This window comes from Aquimarina litoralis (assembly GCF_039523995.1).
GTDB lineage: Bacteria > Bacteroidota > Bacteroidia > Flavobacteriales > Flavobacteriaceae > Aquimarina > Aquimarina litoralis.
The window spans coordinates 1693506-1715958 of record NZ_BAAAGE010000001.1; the positions used below are offsets into that span (position 1 = coordinate 1693506).

Genomic DNA, 22453 nt, shown 5'->3' on the forward strand with positions numbered 1-22453 from the left:
AGTTAAAAATAGTAGTAAGTGCAATTTTTTTAAAAAAAATGTTTGTAGAGCCGAAAGAATGTTTTAAATTTGCACCCGCAATGACGCATTGGTCTATGGTGTAACTGGCAACACGTCTGGTTTTGGTCCAGAAGAGTCTAGGTTCGAGCCCTAGTAGACCAACTTAAAAAGGAATTGATTTTTATCAGTTCCTTTTTTGTTTTATAGGAAATAATAAATGTAGTTTGGTGAATATTTTGTTTTAAGATTTAATGATAAGAAGATAAAGAGAACTTATAGAATAATAAAATCCGAATTCTGACAGGTATTCTTCAGAATTCGGATTTTTTTTAGATTTAGAACTCAGATAAATGAAGGTTTAAAAAGTTTCTTCGCAAGTGTATATCTGAGGGCAATAAACATACGCTCTGCAGTATGCAGGGCCAGTTACAGATCCGCTACAAGAACATCCACAAACGGATACGTCAACTGAAGCAGCTCCTTTGATTGTTTTTTGTCCTTTTTTTGAAAGAACACGCACACCTTTGATCGATAAAATTGAATTTTCCATAATAAATATTGTTTTTGTTAGATCCAAAACTATCATTTTCAGGAAGGTTTTATTTCACTGTTTTCAGGGATGAGAGCTTTAAATTTATGTAAATTTCAAATTTTAAAAGTTAATACGGGTCTTTTGGCATGATTAACAACATCTTCTCCGAGACTTCCATTAATAAAATGTGACAATCCTTTTCTTCCATGTGTGCTAATTCCAATGAGTCCTGCATTAACCGATTTGGCAAAGTTTAGGATTCCTTTTTCAACGTTAATATCATTGTAAATATTTAGGCTGTAGTTGTCTATAGGAAGATCGGAGATCATCAAGTTCATTTTTTCTTCTGTTTCACTAGTGGTTTTAAAACTATTTGCGGTGTTAATCCAAACTAAATGAAGTTTAGCTTCTAATAGTTTGGCAAATTGATGCGCAGCAACCAAAGAAGGTTTGTCTTCATCATCAAAATTGGTGGCGTACACAAAATCTTTAACTTCAAAAATATTACAATCTTCTTTGATAACTAATACTGGTTTTTCTGATGTCCTAACTACTTTTTCAGCATTGGATCCTATGAATAGTTCTTCGAAGCCCGAAGAGCCATGTGACCCCATCACGATCATGTCAACATTGTTTTTTTTGCAAGAATCCATGATACCGTTTAATACATCTTCAAAACTTACGGTTTCAATAACATCTAAGCCTTCCAAATAACTGCTTTCTAGAACTTCTTCAAATTTTTTATGCGTTTGTTTCATAAAAAAAACCGCTTCTGGTGCAGGAGCTGAGCTTCCGGAAGACATTAGGTCTACAAGATGCACAGGCATTTCCAGAATATGTAATAAATATATTTTTGCATTGTTTTTTTTTGCTAATTGTGCAGCTACCTTTAAAGCGCTTTCTGCTTGTGAAGAAAAGTCAGTAGGTACAAGGATATTTTGTATCATAATCAGTTAGGTGTTAATATGAGTAGATATCGTTAAATGTGTTATGTTTTAGCTCTTTCCGTAATGAAAACATTTAACTGTAGTTTATGCACTTATAATTATATCATCTAGATGATGATTTCGGTAAAGGCTTAACAGTCAATTAAATTTACGAATAAATTCATTGTTGTGTGGGTTTTGAATCTAAGATATTATTATTATCTTTGCACCGTTGAAATTAAAAAACCAGGATGAGGGGACGAAAAGTCCCCTCTTTTTATCTACTTATGTCATTAAAAGATAAAGTTCAAAACTTATTAGAAGAAGCGCTTAGTGAAAGACCTTCTCTTTTTTTAATAAATCAAAAAATACACCCTGATAATAGTATTGAAATTATTATAGATGGTGATGATGGAGTAAAGGTGGAAGATTGTATTGCGATAAGTAGGGCTATTGAACATAATTTGGATAGAGAAGAAGAGGATTTTTCATTACAAGTAATGTCTGCTGGTGTTTCGGAAGGTTTGGTAAATCAACGCCAATACAAAAAGAATGTCGGAAGAAAGCTGAAAGTAAAAACAGAAGATAGTACTGTAGAAGGAGAATTAACTTCTGTAACAGAAGATCATATAACACTGGTTTGGAAAACTAGAGAGCCAAAACCAGTAGGAAAAGGAAAAATAACGGTAACCAAAGAAGTTTCTTTTGCATATTCAGAAATAAAAGAAGCTAAAGTTATGATAACATTTTAATTATAAATTGATATGGAAAATATCGCATTAATAGAATCATTTTCAGAATTTAAGGATGATAAGTTAATCGATCGTGTTACGCTAATGGCGATCTTGGAAGATGTGTTTAGAAATGCACTAAAAAAGAAATTTGGTAGTGATGATAATTTCGATATCATTATAAATCCCGATAAAGGGGATTTAGAGATTTGGCGAAATCGTGTGGTAGTTGCAGATGGAGAGGTAGAAGATGGGAATCAGGAGATCTCACTTTCAGAAGCTCAAAAAATTGAGCCAGATTTTGAAATCGGTGAAGATGTATCTCAGGAAGTTAAATTGATTGACTTAGGAAGAAGATCTATTTTAGCATTACGTCAAAATTTGATTTCAAAGATTCATGAACATGATAATACTAACATTTATAAGCAGTTTAAAGAATTAGAAGGAGAGATATACACCGCGGAAGTTCATCACATTCGACACAGAGCTATTATATTGTTAGACGACGAAGGAAATGAAATAATTTTACCAAAAGATAGACAAATACCTTCTGACTTTTTTAGAAAAGGAGAGAATGTAAGAGGGGTAATTGAATCTGTAGAATTAAAAGGTAATAAGCCTGCAATTATAATGTCGAGAACTTCTCCTTTATTCCTTGAGAAGTTGTTTGAGTCAGAAATACCAGAGGTGTTTGATGGTCTTATAACGGTGAAGAAAGTTGTTAGAATTCCTGGTGAAAAAGCAAAAGTGGCTGTGGATTCTTATGATGATAGAATTGATCCAGTTGGAGCTTGTGTAGGTATGAAAGGTTCTCGTATCCATGGAATCGTTAGGGAATTGGGTAATGAAAACATTGATGTGATAAATTACACGAATAATTTACAGCTCTTTATTATTAGAGCATTAAGTCCAGCAAGAGTAACTTCTATTAAGTTAGATGAAGAGGGTTCTAGAGCTGAGGTTATGTTAAAGCCAGAAGAGGTTTCTAAGGCAATTGGACGTGGTGGACATAATATTAGGCTTGCGGGTCAATTAACTGGTTTTGAGATAGATGTATTTAGGGAAGGTGTGGAAGAAGATGTAGAGTTATCTGAATTCTCAGATGAAATTGATTCTTGGATTATAGAAGAATTTGCTAAAATAGGATTAGATACCGCTAAGAGTATTTTAGAACAAGATATTAAAGATTTAGTAAAGCGAACAGACCTCGAAGAAGAGACTGTTGGTGAAGTTATTAGAATATTAAAATCAGAATTTGAAGATTAATAACTTCAATTAATTTATATTTGAGCATAAAATAAAGGGCATTTATGGCTGAAGCAAAAACAATGAGATTAAATAAGGTATTACGCGAATTCAATATCTCGCTTGATCGGGCTGTTGACTTTTTGAGTTCAAAAGGTCATGAGATAGACTCGCGTCCTACCACTAAGATTTCTTCGGAGATCTATCAGCTTTTGTTTGATGAGTTTCAAACAGACAAAAGTAAAAAGGTAGCTTCAAAAGAGGTTGGTGAGGAAAAAAGGAAAGAGAAGGAGGCGCTTCGAGTACAGATCGAAACAGAGCAAGAAGAGCGACGTAAGCGTGCTGAGGCTCGCGAAGTTGTGAAAGCTAAAGCCCAATTAAGTGGACCTAAGCAAGTAGGTAAGATTGAATTGGATAAGAAGGAGAAAACTGCTGAACAGCCCGAGGAAAAAGCAGTAGTTGAGCCTCCAAAAGAAGAGAAGGTAGTAGAAAAACCTAAACAGCCTGAGGTTGTGTCAAATCGACCTGAGAAAAAAGGTATAAAGATTGCCAAGGTAGCTTCTATAGATTTAGAGCAAAAGAAAGCATCTAAACCTGTCAAGCAACAAAATCAAAAGAAAGAAACACCTGTGGCAAAGGATGCTGAAGTTCCAGCAGAACCAGTGAAGGTAGAAACACAGTATAAGAAATTAGATGGTCCTAATTTTACAGGGCAGAAGATTGATTTAACCAAGTTTCAAAAACCAGCAAAAAAGAAAGAAGATAAATCTGATAAATCTGCTGACGGAGACGCTAAAAAGCGTCGTAGAAGAATAAGTAAGGATGGTGCCTCTAAACCTGGAGGTCCAGGAAATAGACAAGGAGGAAACCGTGGTCCAGGTAATAGACAAGGTAATCGCGGTCCGGGTAATAGAAATAATAAAGGAAAGCGTCCTGCTATAGTAAAAGAAGAGCCAAGCGAAGAAGAAGTACAAAAGCAGGTAAGAGAGACTCTTGAAAAACTTCAAGGGAAATCTAAAAAATCTAAAGCAGCAAAATATCGTAGAGATAAGAGGGATCAACACCGTCAGAAGGCGGAGGATGATGTGGCTCAACAAGAACAAGAAAGTAAAGTTCTTAAAGTTACAGAATTTGTAACGGTTTCTGAGGTTGCCACGATGATGGATGTTCCTACTACGCAAGTAATATCGGCATGTATGTCACTCGGTATTATGGTAACTATGAATCAGCGTTTAGATGCAGAAACACTTTCGATAGTAGCAGATGAATTTGGATATGAAGTAGATTTTGTTACTTCTGATGTAGAAGACGCAATTGAGGAAATTGTAGATGCTCCAGAGGATCTTGTTTTAAGAGCTCCTATAGTAACAGTAATGGGTCATGTAGATCATGGTAAAACATCATTGCTGGATTATATCCGTGAAGAAAATGTAATCGCTGGTGAAAGTGGTGGAATTACACAGCACATTGGTGCTTATGGAGTTCAGTTAGAAAATGGGCAGAAAATTGCTTTCTTAGATACTCCTGGTCACGAAGCCTTTACAGCGATGCGTGCTCGTGGTGCTCAGGTTACGGATTTGGCAATTATAGTAATTGCTGCTGATGATGATGTGATGCCACAAACAAAAGAGGCGATCAGTCATGCTCAGGCTGCTGGTGTACCAATTGTATTTGCTATCAATAAAGTGGATAGACCAGAAGCGAATCCTGATAAGATTAAAGAGCGATTAGCTTCCATGAATTTATTAGTAGAAGATTGGGGAGGAAAAATACAATCTCATGATATTTCTGCTAAAACTGGTCAAGGAGTTAAGGAGCTTTTAGAGAAAGTTTTATTAGAAGCGGAAATATTAGAGTTGAAGGCTAATCCAGATAGATTGGCGTCAGGAACCGTTGTAGAGGCATTCTTGGATAAAGGTAGAGGATATGTTTCTACAATTCTTGTTCAAACTGGAACGCTGCGTGTGGGAGATTATGTGTTGGCAGGAAAGAACAGTGGTAAGGTAAAAGCGATGCAGGATGAACGAGGTAAGAATGTGAAAGAAGCTGGGCCTTCTACACCTGTTTCTATATTAGGATTAGATGGTGCGCCTCAGGCGGGTGATAAATTTAGTGTTCTTGAAGATGAAAGAGAAGCTAAGGATATTGCAGCTAAAAGAGCACAGTTACACAGAGAACAGTCTGTTCGTACACAACGACATATTACATTAGACGAGATTGGACGTCGTATTGCTTTAGGTGATTTTAAAGAATTGAATATTATTCTTAAAGGAGATGTGGATGGTTCTGTAGAAGCACTGACAGACTCTTTCCAGAAATTGTCTACTGAAGAAATTCATGTAAATATTATTCATAAAGCGGTTGGTGCAATTACAGAAAGTGATGTGTTATTAGCTTCTGCATCTGATGCGATTATTATTGGATTTAATGTGCGACCAGCAGGAAATGCTCGTCAGGTTGCAGATAAGGAAGAAATTGATATCAGAACATATTCTATTATATATGACGCTATCAATGATCTTAAGGATGCGATGGAGGGAATGCTTTCTCCAGTTATGAAGGAAGAGATTACAGGTACTGCAGAAATAAGAGAAACATTTAAGATTTCTAAAGTTGGTACTATTGCAGGTTGTATGGTACAGACTGGAAAAATCATTCGAAATGCAGGAATACGATTAATACGTGAAGGTGTAGTTGTGTATACTGGTGAATTAGCTTCATTGAAACGATTTAAAGATGATGTTAAGGAGGTTTCTAAAGGTTATGATTGTGGATTGCAAATCAAAAATTATAACGATATTAAAATTGGAGATATCATCGAATCATTCCAGGAAGTTGCCGTAAAGAAAAAGTTATAGAACTTAAGAGCGATATAAGTAAAAAGCCCGATCAAAATGATCGGGCTTTTTGTTTGTTAAATCCTTATTGTGATTAATCTCTTCCTAATTTGAAAGGGAAAGCTGTTGGGAATTCTTTTTTAATTTCTTTTAGAGCTCTGTCCATTTCTAACTTACTTCTGTAATTGCCTATCCATACTTTGTGGTTAGGGGTTTCGTAAACTATTTCTGAATTCCATTGAGGAAAAGCTGTTTCTGCTTTCTTTTGAACCTCATTTGCTTCTTTAAGATCGCCGGTAAATAATTGCACTCGGTAATTTTCGCTTAAAACACCTTCTTTGTCCATTTTTGTTTTGATATTCAGAAGTTGTTGTATTCTTGGGTCTTGATTTATGGTTACGGTTGGTTCTGCAGGAGTAGCTATTTCTACTGTGGTAAAAACAGTAGGATTGTTAGAATTTGTGGAATCCTGCGCATTCAAAAAGTTCATCCCAACAAAACAAAATCCTAATACGAAAACGCTGTTTTTTTTGTTTAAAATTCTCATTACAAATAGATTTGATACAAAGGTAAAGTTTAATAACTCAAAATCCTTTAAAAATATTATTTAGAATTATTATAAATTAGCACTTAACAGTTCGCTAACATTTCTAAAATCGACTTATTGTAGTACTTTTGCTGTCGAATTAAATGGACGTGGTTTTTGCATCGTTTTTTTAAGAATAACGAAAAAACCATACCAAAATTTAGACGATAATTCTACTTTATAATATGAAACAGGTGAAATACCGAAATTCAGCCTCAAAACTCCTACTTCTAGGAACTGTTTTTTTATTCTCTTTAATGAATCCAGTTTTTGCTCAGGAAGAAGCAGCAACAACTGAAGCGGCTACCGCTGAATCTGCCACTGGTGGAGATGTAGCAAAAGGAGAAGCGTTGTTTAAATCGCTTTGTGCTGCTTGTCACAAAAGATATAAGAAAATGACAGGTCCAGCACTTTTTGGAGTTGCTGATAAGTATGAGAGAGAATGGATTTATTCTTGGGTAAAAAATAGTGCAGCGATGATCGCATCTGGAGATGCAAGAGCGGTTGCTATTTATGAGGAGTACAAAAGAACTCCGATGAATGCATTTCCACAATTGACCAATACCGATATAGATAATATCTTGGCCTATGTAATGGTTCCTAAAGCTGAGCCCAAGGCTGCTGCAGCTACAGTTGCAAGTGAAGGACAGGGTGGGTCTGGAGACGGAGCTTCTACTACTCTTATTTTAGGAGCGTTGGTATTAGTGTTCTTAATGTTGGTGGTTGTACTATTCTTAGTGAATAAAACATTAAGAAGTTTCGCAGAAGCTAATGGTGTTGAGTTTGCTGAAGAAGAAGCAAAAACTCCAATTTGGAAAGCTTTTGTGCAGAATCAATTCTTAGTATTAGTGTCAGCGATATTTGTGTTGCTTGCAAGTGGTTATTTTGTATATGGTTATCTAATGCAGGTAGGTGTTGATCAAGGATATATGCCAATTCAGCCAATACACTATTCTCATAAGATTCATGCTGGTGACAACAAGATTGAGTGTAAGTACTGTCACTCTTCCGCTAGAGTTTCTAAACATTCGGGAATTCCTTCTTTAAATGTTTGTATGAACTGCCATAAATCTATAGCTGAAGTTGCAGAAAGCACTGCTACCGATGAATATTCTAAAGAGTTTTATGATGGTGAGATCAAAAAGCTATACAAAGCTGTTGGTTGGGATGAAGCTGAACAAGCGTATACAGGAAAGACAGAGCCAGTAAAATGGGTTCGTATACATAATTTGCCGGATTTCGCATATTTTAATCATTCACAGCACGTAAGTGTGGCAGGTATTGAGTGTCAGACATGTCACGGTCCTGTAGAAGAAATGGAAATTATGTATCAGCATGCTCCGCTAACAATGGGATGGTGTATCAACTGTCATAGAGAGACTAATGTGAAGGTGGAAGGAAATGAGTACTATGAGAAGATACATGCAGAATTGTCTAAGAAGTATGGAGTGGATAAATTAACAGCTGCTCAGATGGGTGGTTTGGAATGTGGTAAGTGCCACTATTAATAAATAATTTATTCGTTTAAACGAAAAAATAAGTAAGAAGCTAATATCAATTATATGTCATCAAACAAGAAATACTGGAAAAGTGTTGAAGAGCTAAATGAAAATAGCTCTATTGTTGAGACGCTACAACAAAATGAATTCGTTCAGGAAATTCCTACGGATGAGTTTTTAGGAGATAAATCATCTCTGGAGAATTCTTCGACTACACGTCGTGATTTTCTTAAATATGTAGGTTTTAGTACAGCAGCTGCATCATTAGCAGCGTGTGAAGGCCCAGTGATTAAGTCAATACCATATGTAGTGCAACCAGATAGAATTGTTCCTGGTGTTGCCAACTACTATGCAACTACTATTGCTGATGGTTTTGATTTCGCTAGTGTTTTAATTAAAACTAGAGAAGGTCGTCCAATTAAAGTTGAAAATAATAATCTGGCTACTTCTAATGGAGAGGCAAACGCTAGAGTGCATGCTTCGGTATTGTCATTATATGACAGCTCTAGATTGAAAGGTCCTAAGAAAGGCGCAGAGGATATTAGTTGGAGTGAACTTGATAAAGAAGTTGGTGCTAAATTAAATGGTCTTGGAGGTAAGAAGATTGTTTTGTTAACGCAAACTTTTGCAAGTCCTTCTACTTCAAAACTAATTGCAGAATTTAAAGCGAAGTATGCTAATGTTTCTCAGGTAGTTTATGATTCAGTTTCTTACAGTGAAGCATTGGATGCTTATGAAATGATGTATGGAGAAAGAGCACTTGCAGATTATGATTTCTCTAAGGTAAATACTGTAGTTAGTATTGCTGCTGATTTTCTTGGAGATTGGCAAGGTGGTGGATATGATGGAGGATATGCGCAAGGACGTGTTCCGAAAAATGGTAAGATGTCAAAGCATATTCAGTTTGAGGCAAATATGTCTCTTTCTGGAGCAAATGCAGATAATAGAATACAAGCAACGCCTACTCAACAAAAACAGGTTCTGGCAGCATTATACAAATATGTAACGGGAGCTGGTTCTAAAGGAGCGTTGGATGCTGCATTAGATGCGGAAGTAGTGAAAGCCGCTAAGCATATTCAGAAAGCGGGCAGTAATGCTGTTGTTGTTTCTGGAATTCAAGATGTAGATGCTCAATTATTAGTATTAGCGATAAACAAGCATATTAATAGTAAAGCGTTTAATGAAAATACACCTCGAAAAATCCGTCAAGGTGATTCGAAAGCAGTAGCGCAGTTGGTAAAAGATATGAATGCAGGACGTGTAGGAGCGTTACTAATTGCTGGTGTTAATCCAGCATATTCATTGCCGAATGCTCAGGAATTTAAAGATGGTCTTGAAAAAGTAGATCTTTCTGTAGCTTTCAGTATGCATAATGATGAAACCGCTTCAGCGTGTAATTACATAGCTACAACACCTCATTATTTAGAGTCTTGGGGTGATGTGGAGTTAAAGAAAGGAAGTTATAGTTTGATGCAACCAACTATTCGTCCTTTGTTTGATACAAGACAATTTCAGGAAACTTTATTAAAGTGGACGGGAAATACTGCATCTTTTAATGATTATATTAAAGATGCATGGACTGGAGTTCTAGGTGGAACTTCATGGAGTCAAGCATTGCATGATGGAGTGTTGGTGAAACCAATATTACCAAAAGAATCTTTAGAAGAAGCAATAAATACTCCAGAAGGAGAGGTTGTAGAAGAAACTCCAGCAGGTCCTAATGTAGGAGCTGCAGCCAGAAGATTAGCAACAGCTAAGGCTAATGGATTAGAGCTTACTTTATATACAAAAACAGCTTTAGGTGATGGTCAGCAGGCGAATAACCCTTGGTTACAAGAAATGCCTGATCCAATAACCAGAGCTTCTTGGGATAATTACCTAACGGTATCTAGAGCTGATGCTGAGTCTTTAGGACTTATCAATGAAAATGTTGCTAACGGTGCGTTAAATGGTAGCTATGCGACAGTAACAGTTAACGGTGTTAATGTTACTGCACCAGTAATAATCCAACCAGGTCAGGCCAAAGGTTCGGTAGGTTTGGCATTAGGATATGGAAAGACTGCTGGACTGAAAGAAGAAATGCAAGTAGGGGTTAATGCTTTTACTTTGTATCAAAATCAGAATGCAGTACAGTCTGTAACTTTGGCGAAAGCTGAGGGTACTCATGAGTTTGCTTGTGTGCAGTTACACAACACGCTAATGGGACGAGGCGATATTATCAAGGAAACTACTTTAGAGATCTTTAATACGAAAGATAAGCATGTTTGGAATGCTGTTCCTGAAGTAAGTAAAAATCATATTGAATATGAGGTTACTTCTCCAGAAGTAGATCTTTGGGATGAATTTGATCGTTCTGTAGGACATCATTTTAATCTTTCTATAGATTTGAATGCTTGTACAGGATGTGGTGCTTGTGTGATTGCTTGTCATGCAGAAAACAATGTTCCTGTTGTTGGAAAATCAGAAATGCGTAGATCACGTGATATGCACTGGTTACGTATAGATCGTTATTATTCTTCTCAAGAAACTTTTGAAGGTGATAATGCTAAAAAAGATGCAATCTCTGGATTAGGAAGTTCGTTATCGGAATTTGGTGAAATGGAAGTTCCTTCAGATAATCCTGAAGTAGCATTCCAACCAGTAATGTGTCAGCATTGTAATCATGCTCCTTGTGAAACAGTTTGTCCAGTTGCGGCAACTTCTCATGGTAGACAAGGACAAAACCATATGGCTTATAACCGTTGTGTAGGTACCAGATATTGTGCAAACAACTGTCCTTACAAGGTAAGAAGATTTAACTGGTTCTTATATAATGAAAACGATGAGTTTGATTATCATATGAACAATGATCTGGGACGTATGGTAATAAATCCAGACGTTACTGTTCGATCAAGAGGTGTTATGGAAAAATGTTCTATGTGTATCCAAATGACACAAAAAACTATTCTAGATGCAAAGAGAGATGGTAGAGTGATTAAAGATGGAGAATTCCAGACGGCTTGTTCAGCTGCTTGTTCTTCGGGAGCAATGACTTTTGGTGATATCAACGATAAGGATAGTAAAGTAGCCAAATTAAAAGAGGATAATAGAATGTATCACTTACTTGAGCATGTAGGTACAAAACCAAACGTGATGTATCAGACGAAAGTAAGAAATACAACAGAAGCCTAATTAACTAAATAAAGAATCAATTCAATTATAAAGGATTATGTCTCATTACGAAGCACCTATAAGAAAACCTTTAGTAACTGGTGATAAAACCTACCACGATGTAACAGTGGATGTTGCTGCGCCAGTTGAAGGTAAAGCAAACAAATCTTGGTGGATTGTGTTTTCAATTGCCCTTGTTGCTTTCCTTTGGGGAATAGGTTGTATAATTTATACAATTTCCACAGGTATCGGAACCTGGGGATTAAATAAAACAGTTGGATGGGCCTGGGATATCACTAACTTCGTTTGGTGGGTAGGTATCGGTCACGCAGGAACACTGATTTCAGCTGTACTATTATTATTCCGTCAGAAATGGAGAATGGCGATTAACAGATCTGCTGAAGCGATGACCATTTTCTCGGTTATTCAGGCAGGGTTATTCCCAATTATTCACATGGGACGTCCATGGTTAGCATATTGGGTATTGCCAATTCCAAATCAGTTTGGATCCTTATGGGTAAACTTTAACTCACCACTACTTTGGGATGTATTTGCGATATCAACATATCTTTCAGTTTCATTAGTTTTCTGGTGGACTGGATTATTACCTGATTTTGCGATGATCCGAGATAGAGCGATTACTCCTTTTAACAAGAAAATATACGGTATCCTATCCTTCGGATGGAGCGGTAGAGCAAAAGATTGGCAACGTTTTGAGGAAGTGTCTTTGGTACTTGCAGGTCTAGCAACACCATTAGTACTTTCTGTACATACAATTGTATCTTTTGACTTTGCAACATCAGTAATACCTGGATGGCATACTACAATCTTCCCTCCTTATTTCGTTGCGGGAGCAATTTTTTCAGGATTTGCAATGGTGAACACACTTTTGATCATTATGAGAAAAGTGTCTAATCTAGAAAACTATATCACTATTCAACATATAGAATTAATGAACATCGTAATCATGATTACTGGTTCTATAGTTGGGGTGGCTTATATAACAGAGTTATTTGTTGCATGGTATTCTGGAGTGGAGTATGAACAATATGCATTCTTAAACAGAGCAACAGGACCTTACTGGTGGGCATATTGGGCGATGATGACATGTAACGTGTTCTCACCACAGTTTATGTGGTTCCCTAAACTAAGAAGAAGTATTATGTTCTCTTTCATAATTTCTATAGTGGTAAATATAGGAATGTGGTTTGAGCGTTTCGTAATTATTGTTACTTCTCTTCATAGAGACTACTTACCATCATCTTGGACGATGTTCTCTCCTACATTTGTAGATATAGGAATATTTATCGGTACGATTGGATTCTTCTTTGTGTTGTTCTTGTTATATGCTCGCACATTCCCAGTAATTGCGCAAGCAGAGGTGAAAACAATATTAAAGTCTTCCGGAGAGAAATACAAAAAGCTTAGAGAGGCTGGGATAGATCATAGAGATGAACTTCCTAAAGTGGAAGCTAAAATCACCGCTGAAGAAGTTGAAGATAAAGTAGAGGAAGTAAAAGAAGCTAGTCAGGAAGACATAGATAGTTTACTGGGTAATTTAGGAACTTTTGACGCTAGTACTCAAACTGCCGATGACCTAAAGAAGGTTAATGGTATCGGTCCAGTAATGGAAAAGAAACTGAATGAAATAGGGATATTTACTTTTGATCAAGTAAGTAAAATGACCGAAAAAGAATACAATTTATTAGATAGTATTACAGGTTCTTTTCCAGGAAGAGCGCAACGCGATGATTGGGCTGGACAAGCTGAAAAATTAAAAAACAATTAGAAGTATGGCATCTAAAGTTATACATGCATTATATACAGATGATGATGTCCTAATGGACGCTGTAAAGCAGGTTCGTTCTGAGCATTATCATATAGAAGAGGTTTATACTCCTTTTCCAGTTCACGGCTTAGATAAAGCTATGGGATTAGCTCCGACAAGATTAGCAATTACATCGTTTATGTATGGATGTGTTGGTCTTACAGTTGCAATCACAATGATGAACTACATTATGATCGAAGATTGGCCTCAAAACATTGGTGGGAAACCAAGTTTTAGTTACATCGAAAACATGCCAGCTTTCGTTCCAATTATGTTTGAGCTTACTGTGTTTTTTGCAGCACACTTAATGGTAATTACTTTCTACATGAGAAGTAAATTATGGCCTTTTAAAGAAGCAGAAAATCCTGATGTAAGAACTACAGACGATCATTTCCTAATGGAAATAGATGCTAGTCATCACGATGTAGATAAGATGACCAACTTTTTAAGCAACACAGGAGCTGTAGAAATTAAAGTAATAGATAAGCAAGAAGATAACCATTAGTTATAATGAAGAATAGTTTAAATATAATAGTAGTCGCAATAATGATGATTAGTATTGTTTCTTGTAAAAAGGATTCAAAGCCTAATTATCAGTATATGCCTAATATGTATGCGCCTGTAGGTTATGAAACCTATGGTCAGTATGAGGTTTTTCCAGGAGGTCAAGAGGCTATGTTACCAGTAGAAGGATCTATTCCTAGAGGTTGGATGCCTTATGATTTTAAAAATGCTCCGGAAGGTTATCAGATGGCTAAAGATTCATTAAAGAATCCTATACGATACACTAAAGAGAATGAAGAGGAAGGAAAGGCGTTGTATGATATTTATTGTGCAATATGTCATGGAGCTAAAGGTGATGGAAAAGGAACTTTGGTAAAAAGAGAAAAGATTTTAGGTGTACCTAGTTATGATGATGCTGGAAGAGCAATTACTGAAGGAAGTATTTATCATGTAATGTATTATGGTATTAATTCTATGGGATCGTATGCTTCTCAAACAAGTGAGCACGAGCGTTGGCAAATTGTTCAGTATGTGCAGAAGTTAAAAGCAGATTTAGAAGGTAAACCAGTTCGCATAGATACTGATGTGGTAGCTCCAAAGATTGTAGAAACTGCAGAACAGACAACAGAAGAACAGCAAGATAACGCACATTAATTTGGTGCAATTTTTAAAAGTTAAGAATAACGATATTATATAAATATGTATACGCTATCAAGTAAATTAAGATTATTTTCTATCATTTTGATGGTTGTTGGATTAGTGGGATTAACAACTGGGTTTTTAAGCACACCAAAAACTATCGAAGACGTTAAAGAAATGATGGCAGGACACGATGCACACGGTGATGGTCATGGTGATACGCACGCAACAGCTGATGCTCACTCTTCTAATGGGCATGGAAATGAAGATGCACATGGTGGAGATGCTCACTATGAGCATACATTACATCAATTACAAAATAAGCCATGGGCAGCATTATATGTGGCGGCGTTCTTCTTTTTCATGATAGCTTTAGGTGTTTTAGCTTTTTACGCTATTCAGTTTGCAGCGCAAGCGGGATGGTCACCAGTTCTATTTAGAGTAATGGAAGCTATTACCGCCTATCTTGTTCCAGGTGGTATTATATTATTTGTGATCTTGGCATTATCAGGATTTCATATGAATCATATTTTCCACTGGATGGATGCTGATTTATTAGATCCTTCAAATGAAAAGTATGATGCTTTAATTGACGGTAAAAAAGGATGGTTGAATGTTCCGTTCTTCTTAATTAGAGCAGCAATTTTCTTAGGAGGATGGTTTTTATATCGCCATTTTGCTGTGAAGTATTCTAGAAAGCAAGACGAAGATAGTACTGGTAACAAATGGTACAAGAAAAGTTTTAAAATATCAGCAGGTTTCCTTGTGTTCTTTATTTATACGGAATCGATGGCTTCTTGGGATTGGATAATGAGTTTTGATCCACACTGGTTTAGTACATTATTTGGATGGTACGTTTTTGCTGGACTATTCGTTTCAGGAATTACTACAATCGCTTTGATCACTATTTATTTGAAATCAAAAGGTTATTTAGAGTTTGTAAATAATAGTCATATTCATGATTTGGCTAAGTTCATGTTCGGAGTTAGTATATTTTGGACATACTTATGGTTCTCTCAGTTCATGTTAATATGGTATTCAAATATTCCAGAAGAGGTTACTTATTTCATTACACGTATAGAGGATTATAAATTACCTTTCTTTGGTATGTTGGTAATGAATTTTATATTCCCATTATTAGTCTTAATGAATAGTGATTACAAACGTATTAATTGGTTTGTAGTTATGGCTGGAATTATAATTTTATGTGGGCATTATATAGACGTATTTAATATGGTGATGCCAGCATCGGTAGGAGAGTCTTGGTTTATTGGAATCTCAGAGATCAGTGCTGTGTTATTGTTTTTAGGTTTGTTCCTATTCGTAGTATTTAAAGCACTTACTAAAGCGCCATTATTAGCTAAGGGTAACCCTTATATTGAAGAAAGTAAACACTTTCATTATTAAAAATTAGATTGTAAAAAAGAAGATAGATAAAAATGACTGTATTCTTAACCATAGTAGTTATAGCACTAGTTGGAATCTCCTTATGGCAGATGTCTAAAATATTAAAGTTATCGCAAGTAAAAGGTGCTGATAATTCTCAAGTAGCAAATGATAAGGATAATAACCTTCAGGGTAAATTAATGCTTGCTTTTGTTATATTTATATACGTCCTAACAATCTTTTGTTTTGTACAATATAACAGTTTTTTCTTGCCAGAGTCTGCATCAGAGCACGGTATAGAGTATGATAGATTGATGTTGATTTCAATGGTGTTGATAATGTTTGTTCAGATTATCACACAAGGACTTTTACATTTTTTCTCATACAAGTATAGAGGAAACAAAAATAACAAAGCATTATTTTTTGCAGACAATGATAAATTAGAGTTTATCTGGACAATTATTCCAGTAATTGTATTAGCAGGTTTAATTATATACGGATTGTTTACTTGGACTGATATCATGAATATTGATGAAGAAGAAGGTGATCCATTAATTATTGAGTTATATGCTTACCAGTTTGATTGGAGAGCAAGATATTCAGGTGAAGATAATGTACTTGGTAAGGCTAATGTTCGTTTTATCGAAGGAGTAAATACGTTAGGGTTAGATGCTTCGGATTCTTACGGAATGGATGATAAAATTGTAAATGAGTTACACCTTCCAGTGAATAGAAAGGTGATATTTAAAATGCGTTCTCAGGATGTTTTACATTCTGCTTATATGCCTTTCTTTAGAGCTCAAATGAATGTTGTTCCAGGAATGATTACTGAGTTTTCTTATACTCCAATAATGACGTCCGAAGAGATGCGTAATAGTGAGTTTATGGTTGAAAAAGTAGCAACTATAAACAAAATCAGAAGAGAGAAGAGTAAGAAATTAGTTGCAGCAGGTGATGAGGCTTTGGAGAATTATGAATTTGATTATTACTTGTTATGTAATAAGATCTGTGGAGCTTCTCATTACAACATGCAAATGAAAATTGTTGTTGAATCCGAAGAGGATTACAATACTTGGCTAAAAGAGCAGAAGACGTTTAAAGAACAGATATCCGCTCAGGCAAGTAATTAAGAAGAAAGAAAAAGAGAAATTATAAATTTTTATTAAAAGTATAATCGTATGTCAGCAATAGCACACGTAGATGGTCATGCAGAAGATCACGATCACGGGCATCACCATAAAGAGACCTTTATAACTAAATATATTTTTAGTCAAGATCACAAGATGATCTCAAAACAGTATTTGATTACTGGGTTGATAATGGGGATCATTGGGATCGCAATGTCTTTATTGTTTAGAATGCAATTGGCGTGGCCTGATCACAAGTTTACGATTTTTGAAGTATTACTTGGTAAGTTTGGAGAAGGTGGGCAAATGGATCCAAGTATGTATTTGGCTTTGGTAACAATCCACGGTACGATCATGGTATTCTTTGTACTTACAGCTGGTTTAAGTGGAACGTTTAGTAACCTTTTGATTCCATTACAGATAGGTGCAAGAGATATGGCGTCAGGATTCTTAAATATGGTGTCTTATTGGTTATTCTTCCTTAGTAGTGTTATTATGGTATTGTCTCTTTTTGCTGAGGCAGGTCCTGCTTCTGCTGGATGGACAATCTACCCTCCTTTAAGCGCACTTCCACAGGCAATTGGTGGTTCTGGTACTGGTATGACGTTATGGCTAGTATCTATGGCGATATTCATTGCTTCTTCATTGTTAGGATCTTTGAATTACGTAGTAACAGTTATTAACTTGCGTACTAAGGGGATGTCTATGACACGTATGCCTCTTACTATTTGGGCATTCTTTGTAACTGCAATTATTGGTATTGTGTCATTCCCAGTATTATTATCAGCAGCTTTATTACTGATTATGGATAGAGGTTTCGGAACTTCATTCTATTTAAGTGATATTTATATAGCAGGAGAGGTATTGCACAATCAAGGTGGTTCTCCGGTTTTATTTGAGCATTTATTTTGGTTCTTAGGGCATCCTGAAGTATACATTGTATTGTTACCTGCTTTAGGTATTACTTCCGAGATTATTGCAACTAATGCTCGTAAACCTATATTTGGTTACAGAGCGATGGTTGCTTCTATATTGGCAATTGCATTTTTATCGACAATAGTTTGGGGTCACCATATGTTTATTTCAGGAATGAATCCATTTTTGGGATCGGTATTTACATTTACAACCTTATTAATTGCAATTCCATCTGCGGTAAAAGCTTTTAACTATATTACCACGTTGTGGAAAGGTAATTTGCAGTTTAATCCGGCTATGTTGTTCTCGATAGGGTTGGTATCTACATTTATTACTGGAGGTCTTACTGGAATTATTTTAGGAGATAGTACTTTAGATATCAATGTACATGATACATATTTCGTAGTGGCACACTTCCACTTAGTAATGGGTATTTCTGCATTGTATGGTTTATTTGCTGGAGTATATCATTGGTTCCCTAAGATGTATGGTAAAATGATGAATAAGAATCTTGGATATGTACATTTCTGGGTAACAGCAATTGGAGCATATGGAGTATTCTTCCCAATGCACTTTATCGGAATGGCAGGTTTACCACGTCGTTATTATACAAATAGTGCATTCCCATATTTTGATGATTTAGCAGATACAAATGTACTGATTACTGTTTTTGCTTTAATTACAGCAGCAGCGCAGTTAGTATTCTTATATAATTTTATACATTCTATTTTCTATGGAAAGAAAGCAACTCAGAATCCATGGAAATCAAATACGATGGAATGGACTACGCCAGTAGAGCACATACATGGTAACTGGCCTGGAGCGATTCCTCACGTTTATAGATGGCCTTATGATTATAGTAAGACTAGAGAAGATGGAGAGTATGTAATACCAGGACAAGATTGGGTGTCGCAGATTACGCCAATGCAAGATGATGAAGAGGAGTTACATCATTAATGGATAAATAACTTCAATAATATATAGAGCCTTTTCAGTTTTATGAAAAGGCTCTTTCTTTTTCTAGTATATTTGTGGAAGCTATAGAGAAATCAAATAATGATTTAAAATGTAGCTATAATGTATCGTACGAATGAATGAAAACCTTAATCCATCAAATGAAAATTTTTCTAATGAAGATCTGGATATAGAACGAGCTTTACGTCCGTTGGCCTTTGAAGACTTTTCTGGTCAGGATCAGGTTTTAGAGAATCTTAAAATTTTTGTTCAGGCAGCCAACCTTAGGAATGAAGCTTTGGATCATACTTTATTTCATGGTCCTCCAGGTTTGGGTAAAACTACCTTAGCGCACATTTTGGCAAACGAACTAGGTGTAGGTATTAAAGTTACATCGGGCCCTGTATTGGATAAACCAGGAGATTTAGCAGGATTATTAACTAATTTGGATGATCGTGATGTATTATTTATAGATGAAATTCATCGTTTAAGTCCTATCGTCGAAGAGTACCTGTACTCGGCGATGGAAGATTATAAGATAGATATTATGATTGAGAGTGGTCCTAATGCTCGAACGGTTCAGATTAATCTAAATCCATTTACTTTAGTGGGCGCTACTACACGATCTGGTTTGTTAACGGCGCCAATGCGTGCTCGTTTTGGAATCCAATCGAGATTGCAATATTATACCACGGAGTTATTAGCTACTATCGTAGAAAGAAGTGCTCATATACTTAACGTTCCTATTTCTTTGGAAGCTGCAATAGAAATAGCTGGACGAAGTAGGGGGACACCAAGAATTGCCAATGCATTGCTTCGTAGGGTACGTGATTTTGCACAAATTAAAGGAAACGGTAAGATAGATATTGAAATTTCGAAATTTGCTTTAAAAGCTCTTAATGTGGATGCACATGGTTTGGATGAAATGGACAATAAGATTCTTATTACACTTATAGATAAGTTTAAAGGTGGTCCTGTGGGAATTACAACCTTGGCTACAGCTGTAAGTGAAAGCGCAGAAACTATAGAAGAAGTATACGAGCCTTTTTTGATTCAACAAGGTTTTATTATGAGAACTCCAAGAGGTAGAGAAGTTACCGAAGCTGCTTATAAACATTTAGGTAGGATAAAAGGAGGCATTCAAGGTGGTTTGTTTTGATAATGAATTAAAGGTTGTATCATGGAAAACACATCAATTCCTAAAGTGTCTTTTTTTAAGGTACTTAGAAATGCAAAACAGATTTTAAGTAATCCATTACCATTTCATCATAGAAACTTTAAAAAATTCGGAAATGTTTTTAAGGTAAGTTTGGGATTTGGAAACTCTGTTATATTTACTAGAGATGCTGGTTTTGCTAAGCATATGTTACAAAATCAACATCGCAAATACTATAAATCGCCGCTTCAAACAAAAGATTTAGGAAAGTATATTGGTAATGGTCTCTTAACTTCTAATGGAGAACATTGGTTAAAACAGAGAAGACTCATACAGCCCGCTTTTTACAAGAAAAAGATTGATATCATCGCTAAGACAATTAGGCAAACCATTGATGAAGAGCTTGCCAGAATTGTTCCAGATAAAGCAATCGATGTATACCCTTTAATGAATGATTTGGCGTTTAAAGTAGTTGCAAAGTCGTTATTTAGTTATACAGATACAGGTAACACTATGGCCAGATTACAGCATATTACTGAAGCTGCTCAGCAATCCTTAATAAGAGAAATAAGACAACCTTATAAACGATGGTGGTTTCATTTAAGTGGTCAAATTAGAAGTACGCTCACCCTAACACAAGAAGCCAGAGATATACTTCATAAGATTATCGAAGATAGGCGTAAATCAAAAGAAACGTATGATGATTTATTGGATATGCTACTAAACTCTATGTATGAAGATGGTAGCTATATGGATAATGAAAGGTTGATAGATGAGATATTAATATTATTTGTAGCAGGACACGAAACTACATCCAATGCCTTATCTTTTTGTCTAAGTTTGTTGGCGCTGCATCCACAAATTCAGGAAAATGTGTACAACGAAATTAGTATTTCAGAAGGGGAAGAGTTATCGTTAATGGAACAATTCGAAAAGAGTAAATACACCGCTCAGTGTATTGAAGAATCTATGCGATTGTATCCTCCAGCATATTTTTCGGATCGTGTGAGTATTGAAGATGATCAGTATGAAAATATCAATCTTCCTAAAGGAACTACAGTATTAATTTCATTTTTCGAAATACATAGGCATAAAGATTTTTGGGAAAACCCTCTCGCTTTTAATCCAGATCGATTTCATTCGGATAATAAAAAGAAATATTCGGATTGGTACTTTCCGTTTGGAGCAGGACCAAGGATGTGTGTAGGAAGCAATTTTGCAATGTATGAAATGATATATGCGGTTAGTGAATTAGTGAAGAAATATAAAATAACTACCACTATCTCCGAAATAGAAATTAAACCACTTATCACATTGAAGCCAGTAAATGCGATTTTAAAATTCGAAGAAAGATAATTTTCTTGAAAAATAGAGCCCAACATACCCGTTTGATTAAGGATGAGGCCAAACGTCTTGGGTTTTTATCATGTGGTATTAGTAAAGCTGAATTTTTAGAAGAAGAAGCTCCTCGATTAGAAAAATGGCTCAATCAAAATATGCACGGACAAATGTCCTATATGGAAAATCATTTTGATAAACGATTAGATCCTACACTGTTAGTTCCAGATTCTAAAAGTGTAATATCACTGCTACTTAATTATTTTCCGTCAGATCATCAAAAAGATGAGAATGCGCCTAAAATCTCCAAGTATGCATATGGGCAGGATTACCATCATGTGATTAAAAAGAAATTAAAGGAACTTCAAGAGTTTATTTTCGAAGAAATAGGAGAAGTTCATGGAAGAGCATTTGTGGATTCTGCGCCTGTTCTCGATAAGGCTTGGGCAGCAAAAAGTGGTTTAGGTTGGATTGGTAAGAATAGTAATCTTTTAACTCAACAAGTAGGTTCTTTTTACTTTATAGCAGAGCTAATCATTGATCTCGAATTAGATTATGATACTCCTGTTACTGATCATTGTGGCACGTGTACAGCTTGTATCGACGCATGTCCTACACAAGCTATAGTTAACCCATATGTGGTAGATGGTAGTAAGTGTATTTCTTATTTCACAATTGAGCTAAAAGAAGAGATCCCTACTGAGTATAAAGGGCAATTCGATAATTGGATGTTTGGTTGTGATGTATGCCAGGATGTATGCCCATGGAATCGCTTTTCTAAACCTCATAACGAACCTCTTTTTAATCCTAAGCCAGAATTGCTAGAAATGTCCAAAAAAGATTGGGAAGAGATCACGCAAGAGGTGTTTTCGAAAGTCTTTCAGAAATCTGCTGTAAAAAGAACTAAATTTTCCGGTCTTAATAGGAATATTCAATTTTTGAAGGACTAGTTCGTTTTTTCCTGAAAAATTCATAATACAAACGGTTGTATATATCATATTAGCTGTTTTTGGTGCTAAAAAATCAATATTTTTAAGAGAAACTTGTATCTTCATCAAGGTTTGTCTAAAATTTGTAAGATTTCCATATTCTAAATGCTT

Annotated in this window: 17 protein-coding genes and 1 tRNA gene; 15 read left to right on the forward strand and 3 right to left on the reverse strand. The window is 35.7% G+C overall.

Going from position 1 to position 22453, the window contains the following annotated elements; translation table 11 throughout:
• Positions 1-89 precede the first annotated feature (89 nt).
• A tRNA-Gln gene (locus ABD077_RS06805) sits at positions 90-162 on the forward strand.
• Between the two features lie 196 nt (positions 163-358).
• On the opposite strand, the gene ABD077_RS06810 is transcribed toward ABD077_RS06805, so the two are convergent.
• Positions 359-550: a hypothetical protein gene (locus ABD077_RS06810; RefSeq protein ID WP_343911594.1), complete on the reverse strand. Its 192-nt coding sequence runs from the start codon at positions 548-550 to the stop codon at positions 359-361.
• A gap of 95 nt (positions 551-645) precedes the next feature.
• Positions 646-1479, reverse strand: coding sequence for a universal stress protein (locus ABD077_RS06815; protein WP_343911595.1), 834 nt, complete (start codon positions 1477-1479; stop codon positions 646-648).
• A gap of 230 nt (positions 1480-1709) precedes the next feature.
• On the opposite strand from ABD077_RS06815, the gene rimP reads away from it, so the two are divergent.
• Genes rimP through infB form a run of 3 tightly spaced genes read left to right on the forward strand, consistent with a single transcriptional unit; the run spans position 1710 to position 6292 of the window.
• Positions 1710-2210, forward strand: a complete 501-nt coding sequence (gene rimP, locus ABD077_RS06820) for a ribosome assembly cofactor RimP (RefSeq protein WP_343911596.1) — start codon at positions 1710-1712, stop codon at positions 2208-2210.
• A gap of 12 nt (positions 2211-2222) precedes the next feature.
• A complete protein-coding gene (nusA, locus tag ABD077_RS06825) occupies positions 2223-3455 on the forward strand; it encodes a transcription termination factor NusA (RefSeq protein ID WP_343911597.1) in 1233 nt (410 codons plus the stop codon).
• A gap of 44 nt (positions 3456-3499) precedes the next feature.
• Complete coding sequence (gene infB, locus ABD077_RS06830; RefSeq protein WP_343911598.1) at positions 3500-6292, forward strand: translation initiation factor IF-2; 2793 nt, start codon at positions 3500-3502, stop codon at positions 6290-6292.
• 73 nt (positions 6293-6365) lie between these two features.
• On the opposite strand, the gene ABD077_RS06835 is transcribed toward infB, so the two are convergent.
• Entirely contained in the window at positions 6366-6818 is a 453-nt protein-coding gene (locus tag ABD077_RS06835) for an SPOR domain-containing protein (protein ID WP_343911599.1), read from the reverse strand.
• Positions 6819-7042: 224 nt separating this feature from the next.
• Here ABD077_RS06835 and ABD077_RS06840 point away from each other — a divergent pair, with 224 nt between their 5' ends.
• The 11 genes from ABD077_RS06840 (at position 7043) to queG (ending at position 22303) form a co-directional block, all read left to right on the forward strand.
• Positions 7043-8365 (forward strand): c-type cytochrome, encoded by a 1323-nt coding sequence (locus ABD077_RS06840; protein ID WP_343911600.1) that lies wholly within the window; start codon positions 7043-7045, stop codon positions 8363-8365.
• 54 nt (positions 8366-8419) lie between these two features.
• Positions 8420-11527, forward strand: coding sequence for a TAT-variant-translocated molybdopterin oxidoreductase (locus tag ABD077_RS06845; RefSeq protein WP_343911601.1), 3108 nt, complete (start codon positions 8420-8422; stop codon positions 11525-11527).
• A gap of 34 nt (positions 11528-11561) precedes the next feature.
• Entirely contained in the window at positions 11562-13295 is a 1734-nt protein-coding gene (gene nrfD, locus ABD077_RS06850) for an NrfD/PsrC family molybdoenzyme membrane anchor subunit (RefSeq protein ID WP_343911971.1), read from the forward strand.
• Positions 13296-13299: 4 nt separating this feature from the next.
• Positions 13300-13839 (forward strand): DUF3341 domain-containing protein, encoded by a 540-nt coding sequence (locus tag ABD077_RS06855; protein WP_299603561.1) that lies wholly within the window; start codon positions 13300-13302, stop codon positions 13837-13839.
• A 5-nt stretch (positions 13840-13844) separates the two neighbouring features.
• Positions 13845-14492, forward strand: coding sequence for a c-type cytochrome (locus ABD077_RS06860; protein WP_343911602.1), 648 nt, complete (start codon positions 13845-13847; stop codon positions 14490-14492).
• Between the two features lie 45 nt (positions 14493-14537).
• Positions 14538-15884: a quinol:cytochrome C oxidoreductase gene (locus ABD077_RS06865; RefSeq protein WP_343911603.1), complete on the forward strand. Its 1347-nt coding sequence runs from the start codon at positions 14538-14540 to the stop codon at positions 15882-15884.
• 32 nt (positions 15885-15916) lie between these two features.
• Positions 15917-16993 carry a cytochrome c oxidase subunit II gene (locus ABD077_RS06870; RefSeq protein WP_343911604.1) on the forward strand — a complete coding sequence of 359 codons (1077 nt, stop codon included), beginning with the start codon at positions 15917-15919 and terminating at the stop codon, positions 16991-16993.
• Positions 16994-17041: 48 nt separating this feature from the next.
• Positions 17042-18862 (forward strand): cytochrome c oxidase subunit I, encoded by a 1821-nt coding sequence (locus ABD077_RS06875; RefSeq protein ID WP_299894965.1) that lies wholly within the window; start codon positions 17042-17044, stop codon positions 18860-18862.
• Positions 18863-18995: 133 nt separating this feature from the next.
• A complete protein-coding gene (gene ruvB / locus ABD077_RS06880) occupies positions 18996-20018 on the forward strand; it encodes a Holliday junction branch migration DNA helicase RuvB (RefSeq protein WP_343911605.1) in 1023 nt (340 codons plus the stop codon).
• Between the two features lie 21 nt (positions 20019-20039).
• A complete protein-coding gene (locus ABD077_RS06885; RefSeq protein WP_343911606.1) occupies positions 20040-21371 on the forward strand; it encodes a cytochrome P450 in 1332 nt (443 codons plus the stop codon).
• 5 nt (positions 21372-21376) lie between these two features.
• Positions 21377-22303: a tRNA epoxyqueuosine(34) reductase QueG gene (gene queG / locus ABD077_RS06890; protein WP_343911607.1), complete on the forward strand. Its 927-nt coding sequence runs from the start codon at positions 21377-21379 to the stop codon at positions 22301-22303.
• Positions 22304-22453 lie beyond the last annotated feature (150 nt).